The following is a 23594-nucleotide window of genomic DNA, read 5'->3' as shown; positions in this document are numbered from 1 at the left end:
CCATGGTGTCGTTGAGGATGCCTCAGTAAAAAAGCCTTCTGTGCAGCGCGCAGAAGGCTTTTGTCATTGCGTCAACGCTTAGTTGCTCTTGAAAGTGGTCAGGTACGAGAACTTCTGGCCGGTTTCCTTGATGGTGAAGCTGTATTGCAGCTTCACGGTCTCGCCGTTGGTGTAGGTGCTGCGCAGGGCAAATGCCAGAGGCTGGCCCGCCGTCACGACCTGACCGTCGCGCAGGCCATCGAAGGTGGCTTTCACGGGAGAGTCGGGTGTCAGGTTTTCCGTCTTCAGATCGGCAATGGTGTAATTGGTGCCATTGGCCACCAACTTGTAGCCGGCCACTTTGTAGGTGGTACCACAATTGCCTTCGCAGCTGACAGTAGAAGTTGGCGTGGCGGTGTAAGGCCAGGTCACCAGGTTTTCCGTGGTGTCGTCAGTACCGGTGCTGCCAATGCTGTAGAGCAGGATGTTGTTGATGGCCTTTACGTTGATGGTCGTTTGGGCCGCCTGGCTGTTGTCCTTGCCATCATTGACGACCAGGACGATCACATATTGGCCGACCTTGTCTGCCAGAAAGCTGGGCTTGGCGCTGGTGCTTGATGACAGGTATGCCGTGCTGCCCTGCGGTGCGGAAACCAACGCCCACTTGTAGGTGATGGGGTTGCCGTCTGCATCGGAGCTGCCGCTGCCGTCGAGATTGACCGTTGTGCCGTGGACGGCATTGGTAACCTCTGCAATCGCCGCGACCGGAGGCTTGTTGGGCTTGGGTGCGGGTTGCTCGGAGTCATCATCAGAGCCGCTCGTGCCGTCGTCGATCGATGGGTCGAGATACAGCGGGCCTGCTTGAACCAGATTGCCCTTGCCATCTGCGATTCGCATGATGGTCAACTCTGGCGAGGTGTCGGGCAGAGGGCCGCCGTCGCCCAGAATGGCGCGTGCGGCACCGTAGAAGCCGGTTCCGATGCGGATACGCTGCTGGTCACCGGTTAGCGTCTTTGGCTCGCAGGCAAAGCGGAATTCCAGCCAGTAGTTGGAGAAGCAGGTGTAGCCCGCTTCCTTGTCCTCCACAACACCTTCACCAGTTTTCACCAGATTCAGGATGCGGTATTTGGCTGCGCCAGCGTGAGGAACCAGTGCCCAGGTACCGACCAGGCTGTCGACACTTTCCACATTCACGCCAAAATAGTAGCGTTGCATGCGCAGAGGATCTTCCTGCGGGAACTGGACGAGACCGGTTGCAGAGGTGGCAAACGTCACCTCCGAGATTCCTGCATAGCCGTCCTCGACAGCATTTGAAGGTGGGCCACCCAGATAACGGCCATCCCTGTACTGCAGCAACCGGATGGAGGGAGTGTCCGGGGTGGGGATCGTGCTGGGGCTGTGAACCTGCAGTCCAATATGGAAGGTTGCCTTGCCGGTGTTCGTGTAGTTGTAGATCGGCATGAACAAGGTGTGCTTGGCATTCGTAGGCTTTTGCACATCCAGGGAGATGCCTCGTCCGGCCTGGCCGGTGACTTCCTTGGTCACAATCCAGGTGCCAGCTTCGGGCAGGGAATTGCGGCGGAAAAGCTGGTCGATGACCAGTTTGTTGTCCTTGATGGTATAGGCCACCTTTTCCACCCGGGCGCCCAAAACGCGGTGCTTGGTGCCACCAGTGCCAACGGTGATGGTGCCGTGCAGCTCATCGAGGCTGCGCTCCATGGTCAGCGTGGTGGGCTGGCGGGTGAGGGTAGTGCCGCTGCTGTTGAGCTCTTCGCCCACGCAGGCAAACAGGTGGTTGGCACCCGTGTAATTGCACTCCATGAACCCATACTGTTTGGGTGTGGCGATATCAAAGCGGCGAACCGTGAATTTGTTGCTTTTGGCATATGGCCAACCGGGATCCATGTCCGGGTTGAGTGCCAGCTGCGAGCCCAGACCGATGTCGGCAAAATAGGTCTTCACCGGCTTGTCATTCTCATCGAACTCCACCATGGCCCAGCGCTCGGAGTACGCGGTATCGGACCATTGGGCCTCCGGCATGCTTTCGTAGTTGAAGCGCTGCATCCGCTTGATTTTCTCGCCAGGCAGCTTGATGGTTGCAGTGGTGCGGCTCGTGAATTCGATCTCGACATTCCCTGCATTGGCAGCTTCCGTGCCATTTTTGGGGGCGCTGCCAAATGAAGGGCCGTCCTTGTATTGCTTCAGGGGGGCTACCACTTTGTTGTCAACCACAGGGCCGGTGGCCATGTGGAAAGTGGCAGAACCGTCTTGGTTGTAGTTGTACAGTTGCATCAGGAAGATGCCATCCTGTACATCGATACCCATGCCACGGCCAGGTTTGCCTGTCATTTCATTGGTGATGATCCAGTTGCCGTTCTGTGGCGTGATCGTGTTCGCGGCCCAGCCTGCAGAAAACGCGCAGGAGATCAGTGCAGCGGTAATGCTCTTTGTAAACAGTCGCATGGGTCTCTTCAATAAAATGACAAGCAAAAAATTGGCAACACATTGTCTGCGCAGCCAACCGGGTATTGTACGACAGCCCATATTGGAGCTGAAAAGCGGGCAATGGGTCTTAAAGTGCGACAAATTGAAACCGACCCGACGACCCGCCTGCAAAGGGCCTCAATGGCTCAGTGCCGCCTTGACAGCAGCGGACACCAGACCCATGTCGGCTTTGCCCGCCAGTCTCGTTTTGACCACACCCATGACCTTGCCCATGTCGCCAGGGCCTGCGGCGCCAACTTCCGCAACAATGGCTTGAACGGCCGCAGTGACTTCTTCTGCGGACATGCGCTGGGGCAGGTAGGCCTTGATCACTTCGATCTCGGCTTTTTCCTTGTCGGCCAGATCCTGGCGATTGGCGGTTTCGAAAGCGGCAATGCTGTCTTTGCGCTGCTTGATCATCTTGTCGACGATGGCGATGATCATGGCGTCATCCAGCTCGACGCGTTCATCCACTTCCTTTTGCTTCATGGCCGCTTGCAACAGGCGAATGGTGCCCAGGCGCTCCTGGTCCTTGGCACGCATGGCGGTTTTCATGTCTTCGGTGATTTGTGCTTTCAGGCTCATGGCTTTCTCCTTTTAGAACGTGTTTGCGAGCAAGCTTCGGCCCATCGCTTCGAACTCTTCCCGATTGCACTCCAATGTGGCTGTCTAAAGATCGTCAATACGCTCGCAGGGTGAGCTGGAGGTTCGGGCAGAAGTCTGCCGAAGTTGTGTGGCTGTGCCTGGAGGGCTACGCCAGGAAATAAAAAACCCGCGCCTGGCGTCCCGAGCGCGGGTGGTGTCACAACCAGGGCATTCAATGCGCCGGGCGTGAAAGCTGCGATCAGTACAGCTTCTTGGGCAGCTGCATGCTGCGAACGCGCTTGTAGTGGCGCTTGACGGCAGCTGCCTTCTTGCGCTTGCGTTCAGCCGTTGGCTTTTCGTAGAACTCGCGAGCGCGCAGGTCGGTCAGCAGGCCCAGCTTTTCGATGGTGCGCTTGAAGCGGCGCAGAGCAACGTCAAAGGGTTCGTTTTCTTTTACACGGATAGTCGTCATTAGCTAATGTTTTCCATTGGTGCCAACAGCGGGTTTTGGGGAAGATCGGGCCCCAAAGCCTTGAATGGCGGTTGTGCCCTGTCATATTGACTAGTATTGGCAGACAGGGCTTTGCCAGCAAAGAGCCTGAGATTATAACGGGTTTTTGTTGCAATGCAATGGTTGTCCGGCTCGGGTTGCAGCCTGGTGGCGTTGGCGAATGCCCAAGGCCGCGAGCAGTGCCGCCATGGCCACAAGGCCTGTTGTCGTATTGCTTGGCACGGGCGCTGGGCCAGCAGGCGCTGCGTTGCTGCGCAAGGTATTGGTGATAGCCGTGCTGGCCGATTGCCCGCCCGTCACGCTGATCGTTGCCGGGGCAAAAACAGGTGTGTCCCATGTATAGCCAGAAGGCGCTGCAGGTAGTGTTTCTGTCAGTGTGCAGTTGGCGTCTGCTGGAATGGTGGCGAGGGTGGCCGTTTGGCTACCGGCTGCGGTGAAGCTGAGACTGGTGGAGTAGGGGGTGTTTGCCGCTGGCTTGTCGCAGGTAGCCGTGAAGCCGAACGTGAGAGGCCATGTCACCGGTGCTCCGGCAGGCAGCGGCGCCAGGGTCTTGGTGATGAGCGCGGTGCCCAGTGCTGGAGGAATGGTCTGCAGGCGGTTGGTGATGGTGCTGCTGGCTGTCTGGCCCGCAGCTACGGTAACGCCTGCAGGGGCGAACACGGCGGCATCCCAGGCGTGCGCCGCAGGTGCAGCGGGCTGTGTTTCGCTCAGGCTGCAGACTGCACCCTCTGGCACATTGGCGATGGTGGCGGTCTGGCTGCCGGCGGAATTGAAACTGGCGCTGGCTGTGTAGGTAGACCCCGCTGTCGGCAGGTTGCAGGTAGCGGTGAAGTTGAAGTTCTGCGGCCAGGTCACAGGTGCACCTGCTGGCAGTGGCGCCAGGGTCTTGGTGATGGCGATGCTGCCGGTCGTTGGCACCAGTGTGTTGGTGAATGCCGCAGAGGATTGGGCACCTTCGGTGATGGCTACATTGACCGGGGCCGCAGGAGCGACTTCCCAGCGGAAACCGGAGATGGCGGCGGGTGCCTGTTCGGCAACGCTGCAGTTGGCGCCTGCAGGGATGTCTGTGACCGTGGCGGTTTGCGTGCCTGGGGCACTGAATGCAAGCGGAGCAACCGCATAGTTCGTGCCTGCCGTAGGCTTGTCGCACGTGACCGTGAACTGGAAGTTCAGAGGCCAGGTCACAGGAGCCTGTGCGGGCGGCGGTGCGAGTGTCTTGCTGATCGCGATGCTGCCCGATTGCGCGGCGCAGGAGCCAGTGGGAGATGTAGCGGCGTTGACCATGATCGAGCCCAGCTTGCCTACCGGCGGATTGCCCGGCAGGGTAAGCGGGTTGACGTCGCTGATGGTGAAGATGCAGGCGCCGTTGCCACTGAAGGATTGCGCCCGCGGCACGATGAGGGCCGAGACGTTGTTGATGCGGGTGTTGTTGGCAACGTCCGCAGCGGTTGGCATCGTTATCGTGGGGCGGGGTGAGGGGTCCCCGGGCGATGCCGTTTGCGGCGGCATGTACAGCACGTTGTACGCGGGTACGTTGTCGAGCGCCCGGTAGTCGTAGACCGTCATGGGGTTGAGCGAGCTGAAAGAGCTTGCCAGCGGCGTGGCCCCATTGAGCACGACACTGCCTGGCACTGTCGTGAGCGAGCTGTTATTGAACAGTGTGCCTCTCGAAATATTCCAACCGGTTGCCGCATTGATGATGGGGCTGGTTATCTGGTCAATATTGGGTGCGCATGCCGAGCATTGGTCGGGATACAGAAAGAATGCATTGGCCGCACGGGTCTGAATGGCCGATTGCAATGTGCTCACACTGGTCGCGTTGAAGCCGCCAAATACAGCGGTGAGCACCACAATGTCATATTGGCCGCCGCTTGGCGGAATGAAGTCGCTGGCCGTTACCGTTGTCGGGTTACCGCCGGCTCCGGTGATGTCAAAATTCTTCTGTGTGACATCCGCTGCAGTGCCGCCCAATGCGGTGACTGCCGCCACCATTTCGTTGTAAGCGCCGTCCGCATAGGGCTGGCTCAGAGCGGTGCCTACCGCACGAGCATCACCAATGATCAATACCTTGGGGACCTGTGCTGAAGCCATCGATGCCGCGCCAATGAAAAGCGCACCCAAGGCCGCCCGAAGGGCTCCACGCCCGAATTGGTTTGATATGGAGGACATGAACACCCTGTATCAAGTTTGTAATATTTAGTTATTGTAGGGTGAGCAGATTTTTAAAAATTGTGATTTCTAATCAATTATTCATTATTAATAAATTGATTATGAAGATAAGGATTTTGCACAGGCAGCCGCGCTGGCCCAGGCCCATTGAAAGTTGTAGCCGCCCAACCATCCGGTGATGTCGACCACTTCGCCAATGAAGTACAGCCCCGGCACGCGTTTGGCTTCCATGCTTTGTTGCGATAGCTCGCTGGTATCTACGCCGCCCACGGTCACTTCCGCTTTTTTATAGCCTTCGGTTCCTGTTGGTGTCAGCTGCCAGCATGTCAGGCGTTCCGCCAGGCGCAGCAGGGCCTTGTCGCTGGCCTCGGCAATCGGGCGCTGCCAGTCCGGGTCTTGTGCTACCCATGCATCGGCAAGGCGCGCCGGTACGATGGCCGCCAGTTCATTGGCGATCAGCTTGCGGGAGCGTTGCTTGGCGGCGAGCAGGTGCTCTGTCACATCCAGTTCTGGTGCCAGGTTGATGTCAATCGGTGTACCGGTCTGCCAGTAGCTGGAGATTTGCAGTATTGCGGGGCCGGAGAGACCACGGTGGGTAAAGAGCAGGTCTTCGTTGAACTCCATGCGCGTCTTCCTGCTGCCCGTGCCAATCACCACGGGCAGCGCCAGGCCTGCCAGTTGCGCGTAAGGGGCCCATGATGCGCCGTCAAAGGTCATGGGTACAAGGCCGGGCTCGCGGGTTACCAGCTTCAGCCCGAACTGCTGGGCCAGCCGGTAGCCCAGATCGGTGGCGCCAATCTTGGGAATGGAGAGGCCGCCAGTGGCGATCACGAGGTTGGTTGCCTGCACGCGCCCACGGTCAGTATCAATTTGATAGCGAGCGACGCTTGTTGCATCTGCACTATCTGCCATTTTTTCTACGTTTTTGACGGTGCAGGGCTGCCAGCGTTCCACATGGCCAGCCTGGCATTCGGCCAGCAGCATGGCGATGATGTCTTCGGCAGAGTGGTCGGCAAACAGCTGGCCTTTGTGCTTTTCGTGGTGGGCAATGCCGTGCTTGTCGACCAGGGCGACAAAATCGGCGGGTGTGAAGCGCGATAGTGCCGAGCGGCAGAACTGCGGGTTCTGGCCGACAAAGTGCTTGTGCGGTGCGCGTACATCCAGATCGCGGTTGGTGAAGTTGCTGCGTCCGCCGCCCGAGATGCGGATTTTCTCCGCTACCTTGGTGGCATGGTCGATCAAGAGGATCTTGAGCCCGCGCTGTCCCGCTTGTGCGGCGCAAAACAGGCCGGCAGCGCCGGCGCCGATGATGACCACGTCAAATTGCAGAGAAGCGTTGGATGGGGACATGCTGGAGTGCTATTGAAAAAAGAGCTTGCTGCGCTTGCTGGACGCACGATTAGCTTAATTTCCTTGAAATTAATCATCGTGCTGAACCACATTCCCCCAAAAAACCGCCTGGAGGGTCCTGCCAATGGCAGCGCGCACGAGCGACGTGCGGCATCTGAAAAGCCCTGCATTATCGGCGATGCGTACGCCCTCACATCGCTCGCCCGAAGCGGGCCATGCAGTGCCATGCTTTTTTCAGGGTGGGGCCATCGTAGCGGGCGGGGTGCGCTGCCTGCGCATGGCCGAGGGTGGCGGGGGTCAGGCACGGGGGCTCTGTACTGCCCAACTGAGCGAGCATGTCGCGCAAGGCATCTGCAATCTCTGTGCCTCGGTAGGCGGCGGCCTGCGCCAGCATGGCGGAAGTCAAGCGGTAGCCGCCGTGCCAGAGCACTGGCACGCCGCAGCGCGCGGCCGCTGCCGCCGCAGGGCTGCCCTTCAGGCTTGGGTCGAGCACGATCGCGGTCACATCGCGCTCCAGTACCAGGCCTCCATGCACCTGGGCTTCGACGTAATGATCCAGTGGGTCGGGCAGCGCGAGGCACTGCAACTGTTGCCAGTCCATCTGTGGCCACAGGCCCATATGAGTGGGCTGCCAGTAGCTGTCAGGGTCGCAGAAGCTGCTGCGCATTGCCAGCTGTGGATGCAGCACCAGGTAGGCGCTGCCAAAGCGCGGCGCCGCGCCGTAGCCGGTGCTGCTGGCGTAGCCCAACAGGGTGATATCCACGGCCCCGTACACCGGGCGCTCGTCGGGGGCGGATGCGTCATAGGCGCCTGCGAACCAGTCATGTTCCCATTGCCAGCGCTGGCCACCGGTCTGGGGGCTGTAACTGCCATTGCTCCAGCCGCTCTCAAACTGTGACTGGTAGCGGCCACTGGCAGCCAGCTGCTCCATCACCGGCTGGCCCAGGTGCAGCCAATCGGCATGAAAGTGGATGTGGATGGGAGCCAGCGGCGCCGTACCGCAGCGGCTGGCGCCACGGCTTTGTACGGCTTGCAGCGCCTGCAGCTGGGCCGGCTGCAATGCAGGGGATGCGGGCTGGGGGACAGGTATTTGCATGCTGGCTTGAGCATAGCAGCCGTTGGCTGGGACCCATTGTTTGGGTAGAGAGTGTCGCTTTTTGCCGCAAATCCCTACAATTCGCCCATGCGTCTTCCTCACCACCAACTCACGATGACTGTGCTCATGTCGCCCGACATGGCCAATTTCTCTGGCAATGTGCATGGCGGGGCCATTCTGCGCCAGCTCGACAATGTGGCCTATTCCTGTGCCAGCCGGTATGCAGGGCGCTATGTGGTCACGCTAAGTGTGGACCAGGTGATGTTTCTGGAGCCCATCCACGTTGGTGAGTTGGTGTCGTTCTATGCGAGTGTCAACTACACCGGTACTTCGTCGATGGAAGTTGGCGTCAAGGTGGTGGCCGAGAACATCCAGCAGCGCAGTGTGCGCCATGTCAACAGCTGCTTTTTCACGATGGTGGCGGTGGATGACAACCGCAAGCCAGTGCCGGTACCTCCACTGCAACCTGAAACCGCCGAGGAAAAGCGCCGCTGGAATGCAGCCATCACCCGCAAGGAGCTGCGCAAGGAGTTGGCGCGGCGCTTTGCCGAAACCCGGCAGACCGATGTTGCGCCAGGCTGAGGGGGCGGGCTGTCATTCATTGCACGCCACACCGTCCCCTCCAAAATGTAAAAGAAGACTCAAAAACGCAAAAGCCAGCGAAGGTGCTGGCTTTTGTATTTTCAGGCGCTGATAAGCGCGCTTGAATGCGGGTGGTCAGCGCGCCTTGTTGGCATCTGCCGGATTGGCGGAGAAAACGCCATCCACGCCCACCTTGTAGAACAGCTTGTATTCCTTGCTGGCGTCGCCCGCAAAATCACTGGCCAGCGTGCTGACATCGCTCGAGAACTCAAACGGGTGCACAAACAGGTTGGCTGCGTGGGCATTTTTTACCAAGTCGGAGGCGGTCATCATTACGCGGTCACGGTAGTCCAACTTCCCGTCATTGTTCAGATCGTCGGGCTGGCCATCATTGTTTTTGTCCAGATAGGTGGCTGAGATGACATACGGCTTCCATGGCGAGATGCCATTGGCATAGGTCTTGATCTGCGCCAAGCCTGCCGCGGTAACCATGTCGGCATAGGTGGTTGCCGTGCCTGCCACTGTGAAATCATACGGACGGTCATTGGGCGGCGACAACTGGAGCACGCCCCAGGGTGTGAGGCCGCTGGCGCGAATCATCTGCACCAGACGGACCTGGGTCTTGGCGCGCAAGGTCTTGAGGTGCTGCACTTCCGACGAGCGGATCATCACGGGCGAGGTGGCTGACGTGTTTCCCGCCTGCTGCAACGCGGCGACCAGCTTGTCTTCCATGGGCAGCCCCAGTTTGCTGTGATAGGTGGGGTTGCGGGTATGCAGGTAGAGGCCGGGCGTGCGTGTCTGTCGTTTGGCCCAGTCGAACACCTGCGCAAGCGACTGGATGCGGAAGCTGTTGGCATCGGTCGTGGTGCTGGTGCCCGTCGGATTCTTGAGGCGCAATGTCTGCAGCTCTGCCAGCGTGAAATCGGATGCGAACCATCCGGTGGTGGACACATCGTCGAGCAGTTTGGTCGTCTTGCGGTTGGAGAACTCGGAGTGGGTGGCGATGTCAGTGATGTTGGTGATATCGGGAGAGCCCAGTGCCACCAGGGTGCCGTCCTTGCTCATGACCAGATCCACCGCAATGAAATCGGCGCTTTGCGTCATGGCCTGGGTCATGCTTTCGAGCGAATTGGCGGGCTGGTTGCCAACGCTGGCCAGAGCAAAGCTCTGGGGGCGTTTGCCATCCAGTGTGGGGTATTCGGGGTTGCCTGGGGTTTCGCCGCCGTCGCCCGGGCCTACGCCAAATTCGGTATTGCAGCCGCTGATGAGCGCCGCACACAGGCCGGTGACGGCGATGGTTCTCAAGCGCCATGCTTGTTGCGTTGGCTTCACGGTTTCTCCTCGTTTTGTTAGTGAGGCCAGCAGTTGGCAGTTGGATGGTCTGCTGGCGGGCCGTAGCTGCCATTGCACGAGAGCCCGGGGCATCATGCAGCAGTTTTACGGTTGCGCTGCACGCCGTGGTGCACGAGTGGGCAGCGCCTCGCTATCGTAGTCGTAAAAAGAGGAAGTATTGTGGAGTGCGGGATCGCCGCCTTGTTGCGGATCAACGGACCGCTCGGCTTGAGCCGCCAAAGCGGCGCAGTGGACGATGTCGCCCACCACGATGATGCTGGGGCTGCCTAGCTGCTCGCGCGCCATGGTGGCGGGCAGCTCTGTCAGTGTGGTGATGGCCTGGCGCTGCTGGGGAAGGCTGGCGTGCTGCACGATGGCTACCGGCGTATCCCCAGGCAAGCCCCGCAGCAGGCCCTGGGTGATGCTGTTGGCGCCAGCCACTCCCATGTAGATGACAAGGGTGAGCCGGGCGCTGTGCGCAGTTTGGGCAAGCTGCGCCCAATCGGGCCCCGCGCCGCCAGGTTTGGCATGCCCGGTGATGAACACCACGCCTTGCGCATGGTCGCGGTGGGTCAACGGCGCCCCCAGGCTGGTGACGGCGGCAAGGCCAGCCGTGACGCCGTTGATGATGCGGGGTGAGACGCCATGGGCGCGCAGAAATTCCACTTCTTCGCCGCCTCGGCCAAAAATGAATGGATCGCCACCCTTGAGGCGCACGACCTGCTCGCCGCTTTGCACCTCCTGCAGCATCAGCCGCTGGATGAAGGCCTGCGGCGTGCTCTGGCAACCGCCGCGCTTGCCCACGTGCACAATGCGCGCGCTGGGTGCTGCCCATTCCAGCACGGCGTCGTTCACCAGATCGTCCACCAGCAGCACCGTGGCCTGCTGGATGGCCCTGGCGGCGGCAATGGTCAGCAAGTCGGGGTCGCCCGGCCCGGCGCCCACCAAGGTACAGCTGCCGACAGAAGGGGCCGCGGCTGAGGGCAGGCTCGTGTTGTCCGGCCGCACGAAAAGCTGATCATTCATGGTAGTGATACTCCTGATTTGATAGCTGAATGTGCATGATCAATGGGTGTTTTATCCGTATTTTTTATCAAATCTACCAGGCTGCGTATGTGCTGCACCTGCTGTGCAAGAGCGGCAGGCACTGGCAGGCGGCCTGCGAGTACAGCCTCGGTATAGCGGGCGGTACTGTCGGCATCGATGGCATCGGGCAGGCCGGGTACATCGCTGTCGGTACCTGCGGCACGTGCCTGTAGCACGTGGTGGTGGCCTTGTACAAATCCGTCGTACTGGGGCGTGCGGCGCGGGTCGGCGCAAACCTCGCCTTCCAGGCCGCGCGAGAGCAGAGCGTTGACACCCAACTGGGAGAGCGTGCCTTGGAGCATGGGCAGGTATTCGGGGTGGGTATAGCTGCCAAGCAGCAAGGCGGAGCCCTCCACCGGCTGCAGCAGCTTGGCAACGCTGTGGCCTGGGTTGCGCAGACCGATCACCTGGCGCACGGCCAGCAGCCGGGCCAGGCCAGGCAGCAAGGTCGCTGTATGCATGGCGGTAACCTGGGCCGCAGAGATTGGGCTGGTTTGCGGCTCGGTGACGATGCCCAAGCGTTGCAGCACGGTAAACACCGAAGTTCGGCTGGTTTCAGTCTGCATGCCGTGCACCAGCACCGGCAGGCCTTCGCGCGCCAGCAGCAGCGCCAGCAATGGCGTCAGGGTGGGCAGGCGGCGTGCGCCGTTGTAGCTGGGGATGATGATGGCCGCGCCATGCGATCCCTGAGCGCCTCGCACTCGAAGGCGCGTGATGCGCGCATGCACGGCATCCCACAGGCCGCACATTTCTTCGGCAGTCTCCCCCTTGATGCGCATGGCAATGCAGAAGGCACCGACCTCATAGTCGCTGACGAGGCCGTCCAGAATCTGGCCGAGCAGGTCAGCGGCCTGCGCGCGATCAAGCGCCTTGGCGCCACGCGCCCCGCGCCCGATCTCTTTGATGTAGTGCTGTATGGCCATGATATGCAGGAATGTTTGGCATATTATTTTAGGTTTTATAGATGAAAAAGTAATAAGAAAAATCATGCCTATCGGCATGCGGGGTATGCACCTTGCGGCCTTGTTCCGGTGCAATGGTTTGGGGAAGATGCATTTGTCACGCCAATCATTCTGAGTACGGCGACAATTGACGAAGTTTTGCGCTGTGCGCAGCTGCAAAGCGGTGGCAAGGGCCTAATATCGGCGGTCTGAGCCAATGCCTTTTTGGGCGCATGAAAGGAAACCCTATGTCCGTATCTCCATCGATGGTTGAAGAGCTGTTGCAACAGTTGCAGGGAGCTCCCATGCAGCAGATGGCGCAAAGCCTGGGTGAGAGCGAAGCCCAAACCGAGCAGGCCGTGCATGCGGCCATTCCGATGATGCTGGGCGCCCTGGGCAACAACACCCAGAACGCGGCAGGCGCCGACGCCTTGTTCGGGGCGCTGCAGCGTGACCACGCGGGCGGCCCGGATCTGGGGGGCTTGCTGGGCTCGCTGCTGGGCGGTGGCGCAGGTGCCGGGCAGGTCGGCGGCCTGGGTGGCCTGGGAGGTATGCTGGGTAGCGTGCTGGGCGGGGCCATGGGCGGCGGTGCACCAGCGGGCGGCAACCCCGCTGCGCTCGATGGTGGCAGCATTCTGGGCCACATCTTTGGCGGCCAGCAGGACCAGGCTTCCAGCAACCTGGGCCAGGCTACCGGCCTTGGAAACAATGCAGGCAATCTGCTCAAGATGCTGGCGCCCATCGTGATGTCGTTCCTCGCGCAGCGCGTGATGGCTGGCGGCATGAATTCATCCGATCTGGGCAATGCCCTGGGTCAAGAGCAAAGCCGTGTGCAGCAGCAAGGCGGCCTGGGTGGCGGCCTGCTGGGGTCTTTGCTGGATCAGAATGGCGACGGCAAGCTGGATGTGGGTGATCTGATGAAGATTGGCGGCTCGCTGCTCAGCGGCCGCCGCTGATCGCAGCCGCATTCGCCAGAATATTCAAGTATCCCCAATACCTTCCCGCAATGCGGGGTGGTGTTGGGGATTTTTCATGTCCGCCCCTTGAAGCGCCTACACTTTCGCCCCATGAGTTTGTTGATTTTGGGAATCGAATCGTCGTGCGATGAAACGGGTGTCGCCTTGGTGCGCACGCAGGATGGTGGCGCGGTGCCGCAGCTGCTGAGCCATGCACTGTACAGCCAGATCGAGATGCACCGTGCCTATGGCGGCGTGGTGCCGGAGCTGGCCAGCCGCGACCATATCCGCCGTGTACTGCCCCTGACCGAAAAGGTATTGCAGGACGCGGACTGCGCGCTCGATGATATCGATGCCATCGCTTTCACACGCGGACCAGGCCTTGCCGGTGCGCTGCTGGTGGGCTCTGGCGTGGCCTGCGCCATGGCTGCGGCGCTGGACAAGCCTGTGCTTGGTGTGCACCACCTGGAGGGCCATCTGCTGTCGCCATTTCTGAGCAATGATCCGCCGCAGTTCCCGTTTATCGCGCTGCTGGTATCGGGTGGCCACACGCAACTGATGCGTGTTGACGGCGTGGGCCAATACACAATTTTGGGCGAGACCATTGATGATGCAGCAGGCGAGGCCTTTGACAAATCCGCCAAGCTGCTGGGCTTGCCGTATCCGGGCGGTCCAGAGCTCTCGCGCCTTGCGCAAGGCGGTGACCCCGAAGCCTTCAAGCTGCCGCGGCCGCTTTTGCACAGCGGTGACCTGGATTTTTCATTTGCAGGCCTGAAGACTGCCGTGTTGACCCAGGCCAAGAAGCTGGGCGACACACTGGATGCGCGCAAGGCCGATCTGGCCGCTTCCACGCAGGCGGCGATTGTCGACGTACTGGTGAAAAAAACCTTGAATGCGCTCAAGGACACAGGCATGAAACGCGTGGTGGTTGCCGGTGGGGTGGGCGCGAACCGCCTGCTGCGCGAGCAGTTGAATGCCGCCTGCGCCAAGCGTGGCGTGCGCGTGCACTACCCGGAGCTGCACCTGTGCACCGACAACGGCGCAATGATTGCGATGGCCGCTGCCATGCGCATCCAGGCAGGGCAGCAGCAGGCCGAGAAGATCTACGCTTTTGATGTGAAGCCGCGTTGGCCGCTCGATTCCATCGTGGCAGCGCCACCCGCCATGGTGTAGCTGATCGCCTCTGCCTTCAGGCAGCAAGACGGGGCCGCATGGGCCCCGTTTCGCTTCTGGGAGGTCGCTTCGTTACTGGATGCTGAGCGTCTGCACCGTGGGCTCTGGCTGGTGGGTCGCCAGGGTCAAGGTCAGCACACCGTTTTCCAGCGCTGCCTTGGAATGGGTGGCGTCAATCGCTGCGGGCAGTTTCCAGGCGCGTTGCACGTTGCGCGGTGCACCTTCCACGCTGCTCAGCCGCACGGTCTTGTCCTGCAGTGCAATGGTCAGCTGCTCTCGGGACAGACCTGGCACATCGAGCTGGATGGTGAACACATTGGCTTCCTGGTTGACCGTCTCGTTGGCTGGCGTGGAGGTGGTGGTCTGCAGGAAGCGCTGCAGGGCGGCATCCATGGCAGCGGGCGAAACAGCAAATGCGGAGCGGTGCAGCAGAGGGCTCATGATCATCTTCAATCCTTTTCTATCAGTGCAGCACGATTGCTGCTCAATGACTGGTAGTTGGATGGAGAAGCGTTGATTTCAAGAGAAATTCTCTGCTTTTTATTTTTGCAGGACTGCTCTTGAAACCCTTTCGATGGCGACCATATTGCGCGCTACGGCGTGCTGAAGTTGGCGGGATCCGGCGTGCGCTGCTGGCGCGCCTTGTTGCGCAGATAGGCCTTGGCAGCGGCTTCGGCTGCCGGTGAGTTGCTGCTTTCGCTGCTGGGCTCCTGTGCCTCGGTGCCGGTATCGGGCAGTGCGGGCGCGCCAGTGCGCGCGCGTTTGATGGCCTGGCCCAGCTCGATCACCGACATGGCGTAAAAGCTCGACAGGTTGTAGCGCGTGATGGTGTAGAAGTTCTGCGTTCCGGCCACGTACTGCGGTTCGCCATCGCCATTCTTCAGCTCGATCAGCGCCAGCAGGCCGCTATGGCTGTTGCCTGGCGGTGCTATCTGCACGCCGTTTGCGGCCATGTCGGCGGCACTGAAGCTGGGCTTGATGTCGGGCTCAAGCAAGGTGGTCAGTTGCGCGGGCGTGCTGCGCAGCTGCATGTCGTAATAGGCGGGCATGCCGCGTTGCCAGCCATGGGCGACAAAGTAGTTGGCGACCGAGCCAATGGCATCGGCCTTGCTGGCAAAGAGGTTGATCTTGCCATCGCCATCGAAATCGACGGCGAAGTTGGACCAGCTGGTCGGCATGAACTGTGGCATGCCCATGGCGCCCGCGTAGCTGCCCACGGTGTCGAACGGGTTGGTATTGTTCAGGTAGGCCGTCGTCAAAAATTGTTCCAGCTCGCCGCGAAAGTACTGGGCGCGGTCTGCCGCGCGCGGGTGGCTCGCAGGGTAGTCGAATGCCAGGGTGGCCAGCGCATCGACCACACTGAAATTGCCCATCTGCTGGCCATAGATGGTTTCCACGCCGATGATGCCGACGATGTACTCCGCAGGCACTCCATAGGTTTGCTCGGCGCGCGCCAGTGTGGCCTCGTTTTCGTTCCAGAAGCGCAGGCCTGCGCGGATGCGGATGGGCTCGACAAAGCGGCTGCGGTAGGCGCGCCAGTTTTTCACTCCGGCCGGACCTGTGCGCGGGGTCATCAGGCGTTGCACCGTGGGGTTGAAGCGCGCCTGGTTCAGGCTGGCGCGCAGCCACGCCTCGTCGATGTGGCGGCGAGCGGCTACTTCGCGCACAAAGGCGTCTGCCTCCGGGCGGCTGGCATAGGTCTGCGCTGAAGCGCTGGCTTCGCTGTCACGCGGTTTCTTGGGGGATTTCTGCGCATGGGCGCCTGCCAGGCAAGCGGTGGCGGCTATTAAAACAATAGTACTTTGGAGAATACGGTGCATGGGGCTTTATACCTTGTGGGCTTGCGTTGCCAGGCTGGACCAGGGCAATTGTCGTAACTGTTTGCGCAGGGCGGCTAGCGTGTGCTGTGGTGCGGCCGTGCCTGCTGGCATGGCATAGCGCAGTTGCTCCATGGCCTGCAACCATTTGGCAAAGGCGCGGGCATCGGGAGAATCTGGTATCTGGCGGCGGATGGCGCTTGCCAGGCTGCGTGGTGTGCTGCTGTCGCTGCTGGCGATACCGGCCTTGGCCAGGCGCTTGCGCGCCTGCGCGATCAACGCCAGCCAGGGATCGGTGTGGCGGCGCTGGTATTGCAGGGCGGCGGCCACGATGAGGGCGCAGGCCATCACCAGAATGCCCAGAATGCGTACCAGATCCATCCAGTTGGGGCTTTGCAGGCCCAATTTGCCAAGCAGATCCATCTGATCGCGTTGGGTGTAGTTCAGCACCCATTGGTTCCAACTGTTGTTGACAGCCTCCCATACGGCGCGCATGCGCTGCAGACCGCTGATGGCGGCGGGGCTGTTCACGTTGATACCCATGAAGTTGCTGGTATTGAGGCGCTGTGCGGCACCCACGCGGCCCGGACTGACAGCACCGGTAGGGTCTACACGCACCCAGCCGTCCTGCTCGCCGAGCCAGACTTCAGCCCAAGCATGCGCATCAGCCTGGCGAACGATCCAGTAGCCGTCCACGCTGTTGCGCTCGCCTCCCTGGTAGCCGGTCACGACCCGGGCAGGCACGCCCGCGCTGCGCAGGGCCACCACAAAGGCGGCGGAGATGTGCTCGCAAAAGCCCTCTTTGCGGTCAAACCAAAACAGGTCGGCCGCCTGGCCACTGTAGATGCCAGGATCGAGCGTGTAGGTATAGCCGCCAGTGCGCAGCTGTGCCAGCAAGCGCTCTACCAGCTGCCGGTCACGGTTGGGCGCGTCGCCAATGTCTGCCACGAGTTGCTGCACCCAGGCCCTGGTGCGCGGATTGCTGGCTGCGGGCAGGCGGCGATTGAAGGCCAGTTCCCGCTGGCCCGCCTCCATGCCGAAACGGTAGCTGGTATGGCTTTGCATGGCGATGCGGGTGACTTCCGCAATCGGGCGGTTGCTCAGCCACTGCAGATCGCCAGTGCTGTAGGAGCGGCCGCGGGGCAGCACAGGTGGTGTGCGGGTCAGATCCAGCGCCAGCAGCCAGGGTTTTTGGTGTGGCTCCAGTGTCAACTCGTAGCGCAGTGGCTCGCCATCGGTCACGATGTCGTCAAACAGCTTGTCGTCGGTGGCGCGAAAGCTGGGGGTAGCGCGCCAGGTAGTGCCGTCAAAGTCTGCCAATACCGGGCCGCGCCAATAGAGCTGGCTGGCTGGCGGTGCCTGGTTGCCGGGGGTATCGAACCTGACGCGAAATGCAATGCCTTCGTCCTGCGCCAGAGATGCCATGTTGCCGACCGTCATCTCATCAGAGAGCCCTGTTTTGCCGGTGTTGGGATTGGGTACGCCCCACAGCGGAGCCATGCGCGGAAAGAGCACGAACAGGGCCAGTGTCAGCGGCGCGCCGATGGCAATCATCTTCAGCGACAGGCCTGCTGCGTATCTGAGTGAAGGCTGGCCCACCGGCATGTGCGCGTTGACCAAGGCGGTCAGCAGGCCCAACAGGCCAATGGCAATGGCCAGAGCGGTAAGCAGCGATTGCGAATGCAGAAAATTGGCCAGCAGCGCAAAAAAGCCGAGAAAGAACACCACCATGGCATCCCGGCGGGCGCGCATCTCCAGCGTCTTGAGTGCCAGCAGCATGCTGACGAGCGTGACACCGGCCTCCGAACCGACAATGGTTTTGTAGCTGGCAACCGTGGCGCCCACCACACACGCCAGCAAGGCCACCAGCACCCAGCGGCCGGGCAATGGTTTTTGGCGTACGGCGAGCGCACCGCGCCACAGCAACAGGATGTACGCAAGTGCTGTTGCCCAAATGGGCAGGGATGCCGCAAGCGGCAACAGTACCCAGGCCACGACGACGAGCAGAAACACGGTATCGCGCGCCTCGCGCGGCAGACGAGGCATTGCGAAGCGCGTGGGAGCAGGCGATGGGGAGAGGTTTTGTGCCATGTGCCCGCCTTACGCCAGTGCCAGTGCCCGCAGGCATGCGAGGCGGTGCTCAGCGCCGGCGTCAGGCGTTATCTCGACGCTGCCGGTCTGTGTGCGCAAACCGTAACGCAGGCTCTGCTGGTCTGCTGCGAGCACCCAGGCGGTGAGGCGCGAGAGCTGAGCCTCGCGCTCGGCAAGGCCGGTGTGGCTGGCGTCCAGCCACAGGTCCTGCTGGGCCTGGTGCTGGTTGTCTCGCACCACAAATTGGCTGCTGCCAGTGCCCATCTCGGTTGCCATGGCACTGGCGGCTTTTTTCCACACCACCAGCTTCAATGGGTCACCGCGCCGGTAACCGCGCACGCCATCGAATTCGCCACTGGCTGCGCGCAGGCTGACACTGCTGCCGATGCCTGCATCGGTGATGCCCAGTGGCAGTGGCGGTGGATGAGCCTCCGGGCTGGGGTAGACCAGGGCATTCTCACTGCTGCGGAAAACGGTCCACATGCGGAAGACGCCCAGCGGAAAGCGGGTTTCCACCACGACAGCAGGCAAAGGCTGCCAGCCGCGCTGCTGAGCCAGTACCGCAAGCTGCACGGTGGTACTGGCCTGTGCGCCTACGTCGGTCATGCTGTAGTCCTCGTCCTGGTAGTGCCGCACGCCCAGGGCGTAGCGTGCGCGGCGGCTGGGGTTGTCAATGCGCAGCTCCACGCGCAGCGCCTGTCCGGCAAACTGCGTCTGCGGCGCATGCAGCGACAACTGCAGGCCCAGCAGGTTGCGGTAGCCAATGCCAATCGATACCAAGGCAGCTCCAGTCAGCATGAATGTCAGCAGAAAACCCAGATTGAGCTGAAAGTTGATGCTGGCCACCAGCAGCACCAGCAGGGTCAGGCCCAGCATGCAGCCCGCGCGGGTGGGCAGCAGGTACAGATTGCGGCGTGTGATGGTGTGGGTGCTGCTATGGGCCAGTTTGCCCAGCCACCACAGGCGCATGCGCTGCCGCCATTGTTTGGGCCAAAATGGGCTTTGGCGCACATCGGTAAAGCGCAGACTGCTCACTTTATTGCAGCGGCACGCTGTCCATCATGGCGCGCACCTGCTCAACAGCGCTGCGGCCTGCGCTGCTTACCGGCACCAGACGGTGCGCCGTGGTCTGCGGCAAAATGGCCTGCACATCATCGGGGGCGACATAGTCGCGGCCATGGATCAATGCCTGTGCCTTGGCTGCGCGGATGAGTCCAATACCTGCACGTGGCGACAGACCTTGCACAAACCACCGTCCTGAGCGAGTGGCTGCAATCAACGCCTGCACGTAGTGGATCAGTGCATCGCTCGCGCGAACACTGCTCACCTCCTGCTGCAGGAACTTCAGCTCGACCGCAGAGGTGAGGGCCGGCAGCTGGTTGGCAATGTCGCGGTGCCCCTGGCCCGCCAACAACTGGAACTCGGCTGCCTGGTCGGGGTAGCCAAGCGAGATGCGCATCAGAAAACGATCGAGCTGGCTCTCGGGCAGGGCGTAGGTGCCCAACTGCTCCAGCGGGTTCTGTGTAGCAATGACGAAGAAGGGCTGCGGCAGCGCGCGTGTGGCGCCTTCGACGGTGACCTGCTTCTCCTCCATGGCTTCCAGCAGGGCGCTTTGCGTCTTGGGGCTGGCGCGGTTGATCTCGTCGGCCAGCAGGATCTGGGTGAACACGGGGCCCGGGTGGAAGACGAAATTCTGCTGTTCGCGCTCATACACCGACACGCCCGTCAAGTCGCTGGGCATCAGGTCGGCGGTGAACTGCACCCGCGAGAACTGCAGGCCCAATGTGCGCGCCAGTGCGTGTGACAGCGTGGTCTTACCCACGCCAGGTACGTCTTCGATCAGCAGGTGACCTCCCGCCAGCAAACAGGTCAGACAATCCTGAACCTGAGCCGGTTTCCCCACAATCACCGTGTTAAGCTGAGCCAATAATTTTTGTATGGTGTGCTGCGTTTGCATGCCATAACGATATACGACAAAAACAAGCAAGGAGACGAAAGCGGTGTCCAAGACAGGTTATTTCACACATCGCGACTGTTGGATGCATGACATGGGCCCGGGCCACCCAGAGTGTCCGCAGCGGCTCGATGCCATTGAAGACCGGCTTTTGATGACGGGCGTGGGTGACGCGTTGGAGCGGCGCGACGCGCCCAAGGCCATGGCCTCTGATCTGGAACTGGGCCACGACCGGTTGCACATCGCCGCGATCCGGGGGCTGTCGGAAATGGCGGCAGACAATCAGGCGGTAGGCGGCCCGGCCACCCTGATGCTGGATACCGATACCTCTGTCAACGCCCACACCTGGAACGCGGCCCTGCGCGCTGCCGGGGCGGCATTGGCTGCGACCGATGCCGTGATTGGCGGCGAGATGGAAAATGCCTTCTGCGCGGTGCGCCCGCCCGGTCACCATGCCACGCGCAAGCAGGCCATGGGATTTTGCTTTTTCAACAATGTGGCATTGGCGGCCAAGTACGCGCTGATGCGCCACCAGCTGCAGCGTGTGGCAATCGTCGATTTTGACGTGCACCACGGCAATGGTACCGAAGACATCTGTGCGGGTGATCCGCATATCCTGATGTGCGGCATCTTCCAGCATCCGTTCTACCCGTTCAGTGGCGACAAGAACCCGGCGGACAACCTGCTGAACGTGCCGGTGCCTGCCTATACCAAGGGCATGGATATCCGCGAGATTGTGGAGACTTACTGGATGCCGCGGCTGGAAGCGTTCAAGCCCGAGATGATCTTTGTAAGTGCCGGCTTTGATGCCCACCGGGAGGACGACATGGGCCAGTTGGGCATGGTGGAGGCCGACTATGCCTGGATCACGCACCGCATCAAGGACGTGGCGCGGCGTTTCAGCAAAGGGCGAATCGTCTCCTGCCTGGAGGGCGGTTACATGATGACGCCGCTGGCGGCCAGCGTGGAGGCCCACATCCGTGTTCTGGCCGATTTGTGAGGTTGTGAGGTGAAGCTGTGATGACGGATACCGCTGTTCTTTTGCAGACCCGCGATGCGCGGGGCGTTGTGACCCTGACGCTGAATGACCCCGCACGTTTCAATGCGCTGGGCGACGAAATGCTTGCCGCATTGCAGATGGCGCTGGCGGCCATTGGCAAGGACGAAACCGTGCGTGCCGTGGTGCTGGCGGCCAATGGCCGTGCGTTTTGCGCGGGCCATAACCTCAAGGACATGGCTGCGCACCCGGATCGCGTCTGGTACCAGGACCTGTTCAACCGCTGCACCAAGGTCATGCTGGCCATTCAAAAGCTTCCGGTTCCGGTGATCGCACGGGTGCAGGGCATGGCTACGGCAGCCGGTTGCCAACTGGTTGCACAGTGCGATCTGGCTGTGGCCAGCAGCGACGCCAGTTTTGCCACCAGTGGTATCCACTACGGCCTGTTCTGCGCCACGCCCAGTGTGCCGTTGGTACGCAATGTCCCCATCAAGCGGGCAATGGAAATGCTGTTGACGGGCGATTTCATCAGTGCGCAAGATGCGCTGGCGCAAGGGCTGGTCAACCGGGTTGCCAGCCCGGACCAGCTCGACGCCGAGGTGGAGCAACTGGTTGCCGCAATTGTGCGCAAGCCGCGTGTGGCCGTCAGCATGGGCAAGGCCTTGGTCTACCAGCAGCGCGAATTGGGCCTGGAGGCTGCTTACCAAGCGGCCAGCCAGTGCATGGCAACGAATATGATGGACCCTGATGCACAAGAGGGCGCGCAGGCCTTTGCCCAAAAGCGCAAGCCGGTCTGGCCGCAGGGCTGAACAAACCCCGTGATGGACAGCAAAGGCGGCATGTGCACGGCATATGCCGCCTTTGTGTTTTGGCGTCAATCTTTTCTAGGGAATGGAATGACTACCGCGTGGTCATGGAATGGTCTATGGATATCTTTGAGAAACTGATTCACGATTTTCGCCAGGCCAGCACCTTGCTGGAGCTGGGGGTGTTGCTGGCTTGCCTGGTGCTCGCTGGTTTGTTGGCCCGCGCCTTGTACCGCCGCTACGATGGCGGGCCATCTGTATGGTTTGGCGCTTCAGCCTGGGGTGGCGCCCTGTTTCCACTGCTGGCTCTCTTGTTCACCGCAGGGGCCCGTATGGTGGTGGAGCACTACCAGCCCGTGTTTCTGCTGCGTCTGGGCGCGCAGATCCTGCTGTCGCTGGCGGTCATCCGGCTGGTAGCGCGCGTGCTGGCCAAAACCTTTCCACACTCCACCGTGGTAAGGCTCATTGAGCGCATCTTCTCCTGGCTGGCCTGGGGTGTCGCCGTGCTGGGTATTTTGGGCGTGCTGCCAGCTGTTACGGGCGAGCTCGATTCGATCCGCTTTGCGTTTGGAAAAACCTCAATCTCCATCCTGGAGCTGCTGCAGGGTGTTCTGTCGGTCGGAATCGTGATGATCGTGGTGCTGTGGATTTCGGCCACATTCGAGCAGCGGGTGATCGACGACATGGTCAGCGATCTGTCCATGCGCAAGATGGCCGTCAATCTGACGCGGATGGTGCTGATCACGGTGGGGCTTTTGGTTGCCTTGTCGCTGGTGGGGGTGGATCTGACGGCCTTGTCCGTGCTGGGCGGGGCATTGGGCGTCGGCCTGGGTTTTGGCATGCAGAAGATCGCCTCCAACTACGTCAGCGGCTTTCTGGTGCTGATCGAGCGGGCCCTGCGCATTGGCGACAACGTGCGCGTGGATGGCTTTGAAGGCCGAATCACCGATATACGCACCCGCTACACCGTCATACGCGCCGGCAACGGGCGCGAATCCATCGTGCCCAATGAAACCCTGATCACGCAGCGGGTGGAAAACCTTACCGCCGCCGACCAGAAATTCAACCTCACCAGCAATATCGTGGTGGCCGCCGACTGCAATGTGGCCCAGGTGCAGCAGATTCTGCAGGAGGCGGCGACGGCGCAGACGCGGGTGCTCAAAACGCCAGCGCCTGTTGCCTATCTGGTCAACTTTGCCGCTGATGGGCTGGAATTCAGCCTCAGCTACTACATCAACGACCCGGTCAATGGGCAGGCCAACATCCGGTCGGCGGTCAATATCGCCATGCTGGAAGGACTGCGTGCCGCCAAGATCGACATTCCGTTCCCGCAACGGATTTTGCATATCCAGAACAATGCGGGCGGTGCAATACCTGCCGCGCAAGGCTGATGCACTGCCAACTTGTGCGGAAAATGGAGCAGTGCGCAGTGATGCGCAGATAATCAAGGCGACGTTGCCGATTGGGTATAAAAAAGCACGATCGTGCTAATTTGTGCGATGATCGCTTCAGCCATTCCCGTTGTCAGGTGGATGCAAGCAGCAGGCCAACTGGCGCAGACCCATTTCAAATAACTCAGGAGTCGAGGTTTATGAAAGTACTGGTACCCGTCAAGCGCGTGGTGGACTACAACGTGAAAGTGCGCGTCAAGAGCGATGGCACGGGAGTGGACATTGCCAACGTCA

The 23594-nt window shown here is 61.0% G+C and carries 20 protein-coding genes and 1 pseudogene; 7 read left to right on the top strand and 14 right to left on the bottom strand.

Annotated features, from left to right (window positions below; genetic code table 11):
* Positions 1-78: 78 nt before the first annotated feature.
* The 6 genes from HNP33_RS04575 to HNP33_RS04550 form a co-directional block, all read right to left on the bottom strand.
* Positions 79-2442 (bottom strand): PKD domain-containing protein, encoded by a 2364-nt coding sequence (locus tag HNP33_RS04575; RefSeq protein WP_184705774.1) that lies wholly within the window; start codon positions 2440-2442, stop codon positions 79-81.
* 159 nt (positions 2443-2601) lie between these two features.
* Complete coding sequence (locus tag HNP33_RS04570; RefSeq protein WP_184705772.1) at positions 2602-3048, bottom strand: GatB/YqeY domain-containing protein; 447 nt, start codon at positions 3046-3048, stop codon at positions 2602-2604.
* 259 nt (positions 3049-3307) lie between these two features.
* A complete protein-coding gene (gene rpsU / locus HNP33_RS04565) occupies positions 3308-3520 on the bottom strand; it encodes a 30S ribosomal protein S21 (RefSeq protein WP_007833691.1) in 213 nt (70 codons plus the stop codon).
* 132 nt (positions 3521-3652) lie between these two features.
* A complete protein-coding gene (locus tag HNP33_RS04560) occupies positions 3653-5650 on the bottom strand; it encodes a DUF5979 domain-containing protein (protein ID WP_184705770.1) in 1998 nt (665 codons plus the stop codon).
* A gap of 177 nt (positions 5651-5827) precedes the next feature.
* Positions 5828-7078 (bottom strand): NAD(P)/FAD-dependent oxidoreductase, encoded by a 1251-nt coding sequence (locus HNP33_RS04555; protein ID WP_184705768.1) that lies wholly within the window; start codon positions 7076-7078, stop codon positions 5828-5830.
* Positions 7079-7268: 190 nt separating this feature from the next.
* On the bottom strand, positions 7269-8174 hold the full coding sequence (locus HNP33_RS04550) for a DUF3626 domain-containing protein (RefSeq protein ID WP_184705766.1): 906 nt from the start codon (positions 8172-8174) through the stop codon (positions 7269-7271).
* A gap of 87 nt (positions 8175-8261) precedes the next feature.
* On the opposite strand from HNP33_RS04550, the gene HNP33_RS04545 reads away from it, so the two are divergent.
* Complete coding sequence (locus HNP33_RS04545; RefSeq protein WP_184705764.1) at positions 8262-8756, top strand: acyl-CoA thioesterase; 495 nt, start codon at positions 8262-8264, stop codon at positions 8754-8756.
* 135 nt (positions 8757-8891) lie between these two features.
* Here HNP33_RS04545 and HNP33_RS04540 read toward each other — a convergent pair whose 3' ends face one another.
* The 3 genes from HNP33_RS04540 to ybiB form a co-directional block, all read right to left on the bottom strand.
* Positions 8892-10088, bottom strand: coding sequence for a glycerophosphodiester phosphodiesterase family protein (locus tag HNP33_RS04540; RefSeq protein WP_184705762.1), 1197 nt, complete (start codon positions 10086-10088; stop codon positions 8892-8894).
* A gap of 105 nt (positions 10089-10193) precedes the next feature.
* Positions 10194-11114, bottom strand: a complete 921-nt coding sequence (cobA, locus tag HNP33_RS04535) for a uroporphyrinogen-III C-methyltransferase (protein ID WP_184705760.1) — start codon at positions 11112-11114, stop codon at positions 10194-10196.
* Positions 11111-12097 (bottom strand): DNA-binding protein YbiB, encoded by a 987-nt coding sequence (gene ybiB / locus HNP33_RS04530; protein ID WP_184705758.1) that lies wholly within the window; start codon positions 12095-12097, stop codon positions 11111-11113. Before ybiB ends, cobA begins: the two co-directional genes overlap by 4 nt.
* A 266-nt stretch (positions 12098-12363) precedes the next feature.
* Here ybiB and HNP33_RS04525 point away from each other — a divergent pair, with 266 nt between their 5' ends.
* Together HNP33_RS04525 and tsaD are read left to right on the top strand one after the other, a co-directional pair.
* Complete coding sequence (locus tag HNP33_RS04525; protein ID WP_184705756.1) at positions 12364-13071, top strand: DUF937 domain-containing protein; 708 nt, start codon at positions 12364-12366, stop codon at positions 13069-13071.
* Positions 13072-13182: 111 nt separating this feature from the next.
* On the top strand, positions 13183-14244 hold the full coding sequence (gene tsaD / locus HNP33_RS04520) for a tRNA (adenosine(37)-N6)-threonylcarbamoyltransferase complex transferase subunit TsaD (RefSeq protein ID WP_184705754.1): 1062 nt from the start codon (positions 13183-13185) through the stop codon (positions 14242-14244).
* A gap of 72 nt (positions 14245-14316) precedes the next feature.
* On the opposite strand, the gene HNP33_RS04515 is transcribed toward tsaD, so the two are convergent.
* The 5 genes from HNP33_RS04515 to HNP33_RS04495 form a co-directional block, all read right to left on the bottom strand.
* The gene (locus HNP33_RS04515) at positions 14317-14691 is read right to left on the bottom strand and encodes an Hsp20/alpha crystallin family protein (protein WP_184705752.1); all 375 of its coding nucleotides are present in this window, start codon (positions 14689-14691) and stop codon (positions 14317-14319) included.
* Positions 14692-14837: 146 nt separating this feature from the next.
* Complete coding sequence (gene mltB / locus HNP33_RS04510; RefSeq protein ID WP_184705750.1) at positions 14838-16064, bottom strand: lytic murein transglycosylase B; 1227 nt, start codon at positions 16062-16064, stop codon at positions 14838-14840.
* Positions 16065-16070: 6 nt separating this feature from the next.
* The gene (locus tag HNP33_RS04505) at positions 16071-18152 is read right to left on the bottom strand and encodes a transglutaminaseTgpA domain-containing protein (protein ID WP_233464390.1); all 2082 of its coding nucleotides are present in this window, start codon (positions 18150-18152) and stop codon (positions 16071-16073) included.
* 9 nt (positions 18153-18161) lie between these two features.
* Positions 18162-19121, bottom strand: coding sequence for a DUF58 domain-containing protein (locus HNP33_RS04500; RefSeq protein WP_184705748.1), 960 nt, complete (start codon positions 19119-19121; stop codon positions 18162-18164).
* Between the two features lie 67 nt (positions 19122-19188).
* Entirely contained in the window at positions 19189-20109 is a 921-nt protein-coding gene (locus HNP33_RS04495) for an AAA family ATPase (protein WP_184705746.1), read from the bottom strand.
* A 43-nt stretch (positions 20110-20152) separates the two neighbouring features.
* On the opposite strand from HNP33_RS04495, the gene HNP33_RS04490 reads away from it, so the two are divergent.
* The 4 genes and pseudogenes from HNP33_RS04490 to HNP33_RS04475 form a co-directional block, all read left to right on the top strand.
* A complete protein-coding gene (locus HNP33_RS04490) occupies positions 20153-21106 on the top strand; it encodes a histone deacetylase family protein (protein ID WP_325064905.1) in 954 nt (317 codons plus the stop codon).
* Between the two features lie 20 nt (positions 21107-21126).
* Positions 21127-21912, top strand: coding sequence for an enoyl-CoA hydratase (locus tag HNP33_RS04485; RefSeq protein WP_184705742.1), 786 nt, complete (start codon positions 21127-21129; stop codon positions 21910-21912).
* A gap of 116 nt (positions 21913-22028) precedes the next feature.
* Positions 22029-23300: a mechanosensitive ion channel family protein gene (locus tag HNP33_RS04480; protein ID WP_184705740.1), complete on the top strand. Its 1272-nt coding sequence runs from the start codon at positions 22029-22031 to the stop codon at positions 23298-23300.
* A gap of 200 nt (positions 23301-23500) precedes the next feature.
* A pseudogene (locus tag HNP33_RS04475) lies at positions 23501-23594 on the top strand (electron transfer flavoprotein subunit beta/FixA family protein); the annotation flags it as partial.

The organism is Comamonas odontotermitis (assembly GCF_014207855.1).
GTDB classification, from domain to species: Bacteria; Pseudomonadota; Gammaproteobacteria; order Burkholderiales; family Burkholderiaceae_C; genus Comamonas; species Comamonas odontotermitis_A.
The sequence above is the reverse complement of the archived record's forward strand: the minus strand, read 5'-3'. Positions and strand labels throughout refer to the sequence as shown.

What these genes read in the sequence shown, in the direction of transcription:
- HNP33_RS04495 (WP_184705746.1), bottom strand. Translation starts at nt 20,109, where the DNA reads ATGCAAACGCAGCACACCATACAAAAATTATTGGCTCAGCTTAACACG.
- HNP33_RS04485 (WP_184705742.1), top strand. Translation starts at nt 21,127, where the DNA reads ATGACGGATACCGCTGTTCTTTTGCAGACCCGCGATGCGCGGGGCGTT.
- HNP33_RS04550 (WP_184705766.1), bottom strand. Translation starts at nt 8,174, where the DNA reads ATGCAAATACCTGTCCCCCAGCCCGCATCCCCTGCATTGCAGCCGGCC.
- tsaD (WP_184705754.1), top strand. Translation starts at nt 13,183, where the DNA reads ATGAGTTTGTTGATTTTGGGAATCGAATCGTCGTGCGATGAAACGGGT.
- HNP33_RS04560 (WP_184705770.1), bottom strand. Translation starts at nt 5,650, where the DNA reads ATGGCTTCAGCACAGGTCCCCAAGGTATTGATCATTGGTGATGCTCGT.
- HNP33_RS04570 (WP_184705772.1), bottom strand. Translation starts at nt 3,048, where the DNA reads ATGAGCCTGAAAGCACAAATCACCGAAGACATGAAAACCGCCATGCGT.
- HNP33_RS04545 (WP_184705764.1), top strand. Translation starts at nt 8,262, where the DNA reads ATGCGTCTTCCTCACCACCAACTCACGATGACTGTGCTCATGTCGCCC.
- HNP33_RS04525 (WP_184705756.1), top strand. Translation starts at nt 12,364, where the DNA reads ATGTCCGTATCTCCATCGATGGTTGAAGAGCTGTTGCAACAGTTGCAG.
- HNP33_RS04575 (WP_184705774.1), bottom strand. Translation starts at nt 2,442, where the DNA reads ATGCGACTGTTTACAAAGAGCATTACCGCTGCACTGATCTCCTGCGCG.
- rpsU (WP_007833691.1), bottom strand. Translation starts at nt 3,520, where the DNA reads ATGACGACTATCCGTGTAAAAGAAAACGAACCCTTTGACGTTGCTCTG.
- HNP33_RS04480 (WP_184705740.1), top strand. Translation starts at nt 22,029, where the DNA reads ATGGATATCTTTGAGAAACTGATTCACGATTTTCGCCAGGCCAGCACC.
- HNP33_RS04505 (WP_233464390.1), bottom strand. Translation starts at nt 18,152, where the DNA reads ATGGCACAAAACCTCTCCCCATCGCCTGCTCCCACGCGCTTCGCAATG.
- HNP33_RS04515 (WP_184705752.1), bottom strand. Translation starts at nt 14,691, where the DNA reads ATGATCATGAGCCCTCTGCTGCACCGCTCCGCATTTGCTGTTTCGCCC.
- HNP33_RS04500 (WP_184705748.1), bottom strand. Translation starts at nt 19,121, where the DNA reads ATGCGCCTGTGGTGGCTGGGCAAACTGGCCCATAGCAGCACCCACACC.
- mltB (WP_184705750.1), bottom strand. Translation starts at nt 16,064, where the DNA reads ATGCACCGTATTCTCCAAAGTACTATTGTTTTAATAGCCGCCACCGCT.
- HNP33_RS04555 (WP_184705768.1), bottom strand. Translation starts at nt 7,078, where the DNA reads ATGTCCCCATCCAACGCTTCTCTGCAATTTGACGTGGTCATCATCGGC.
- cobA (WP_184705760.1), bottom strand. Translation starts at nt 11,114, where the DNA reads ATGAATGATCAGCTTTTCGTGCGGCCGGACAACACGAGCCTGCCCTCA.
- ybiB (WP_184705758.1), bottom strand. Translation starts at nt 12,097, where the DNA reads ATGGCCATACAGCACTACATCAAAGAGATCGGGCGCGGGGCGCGTGGC.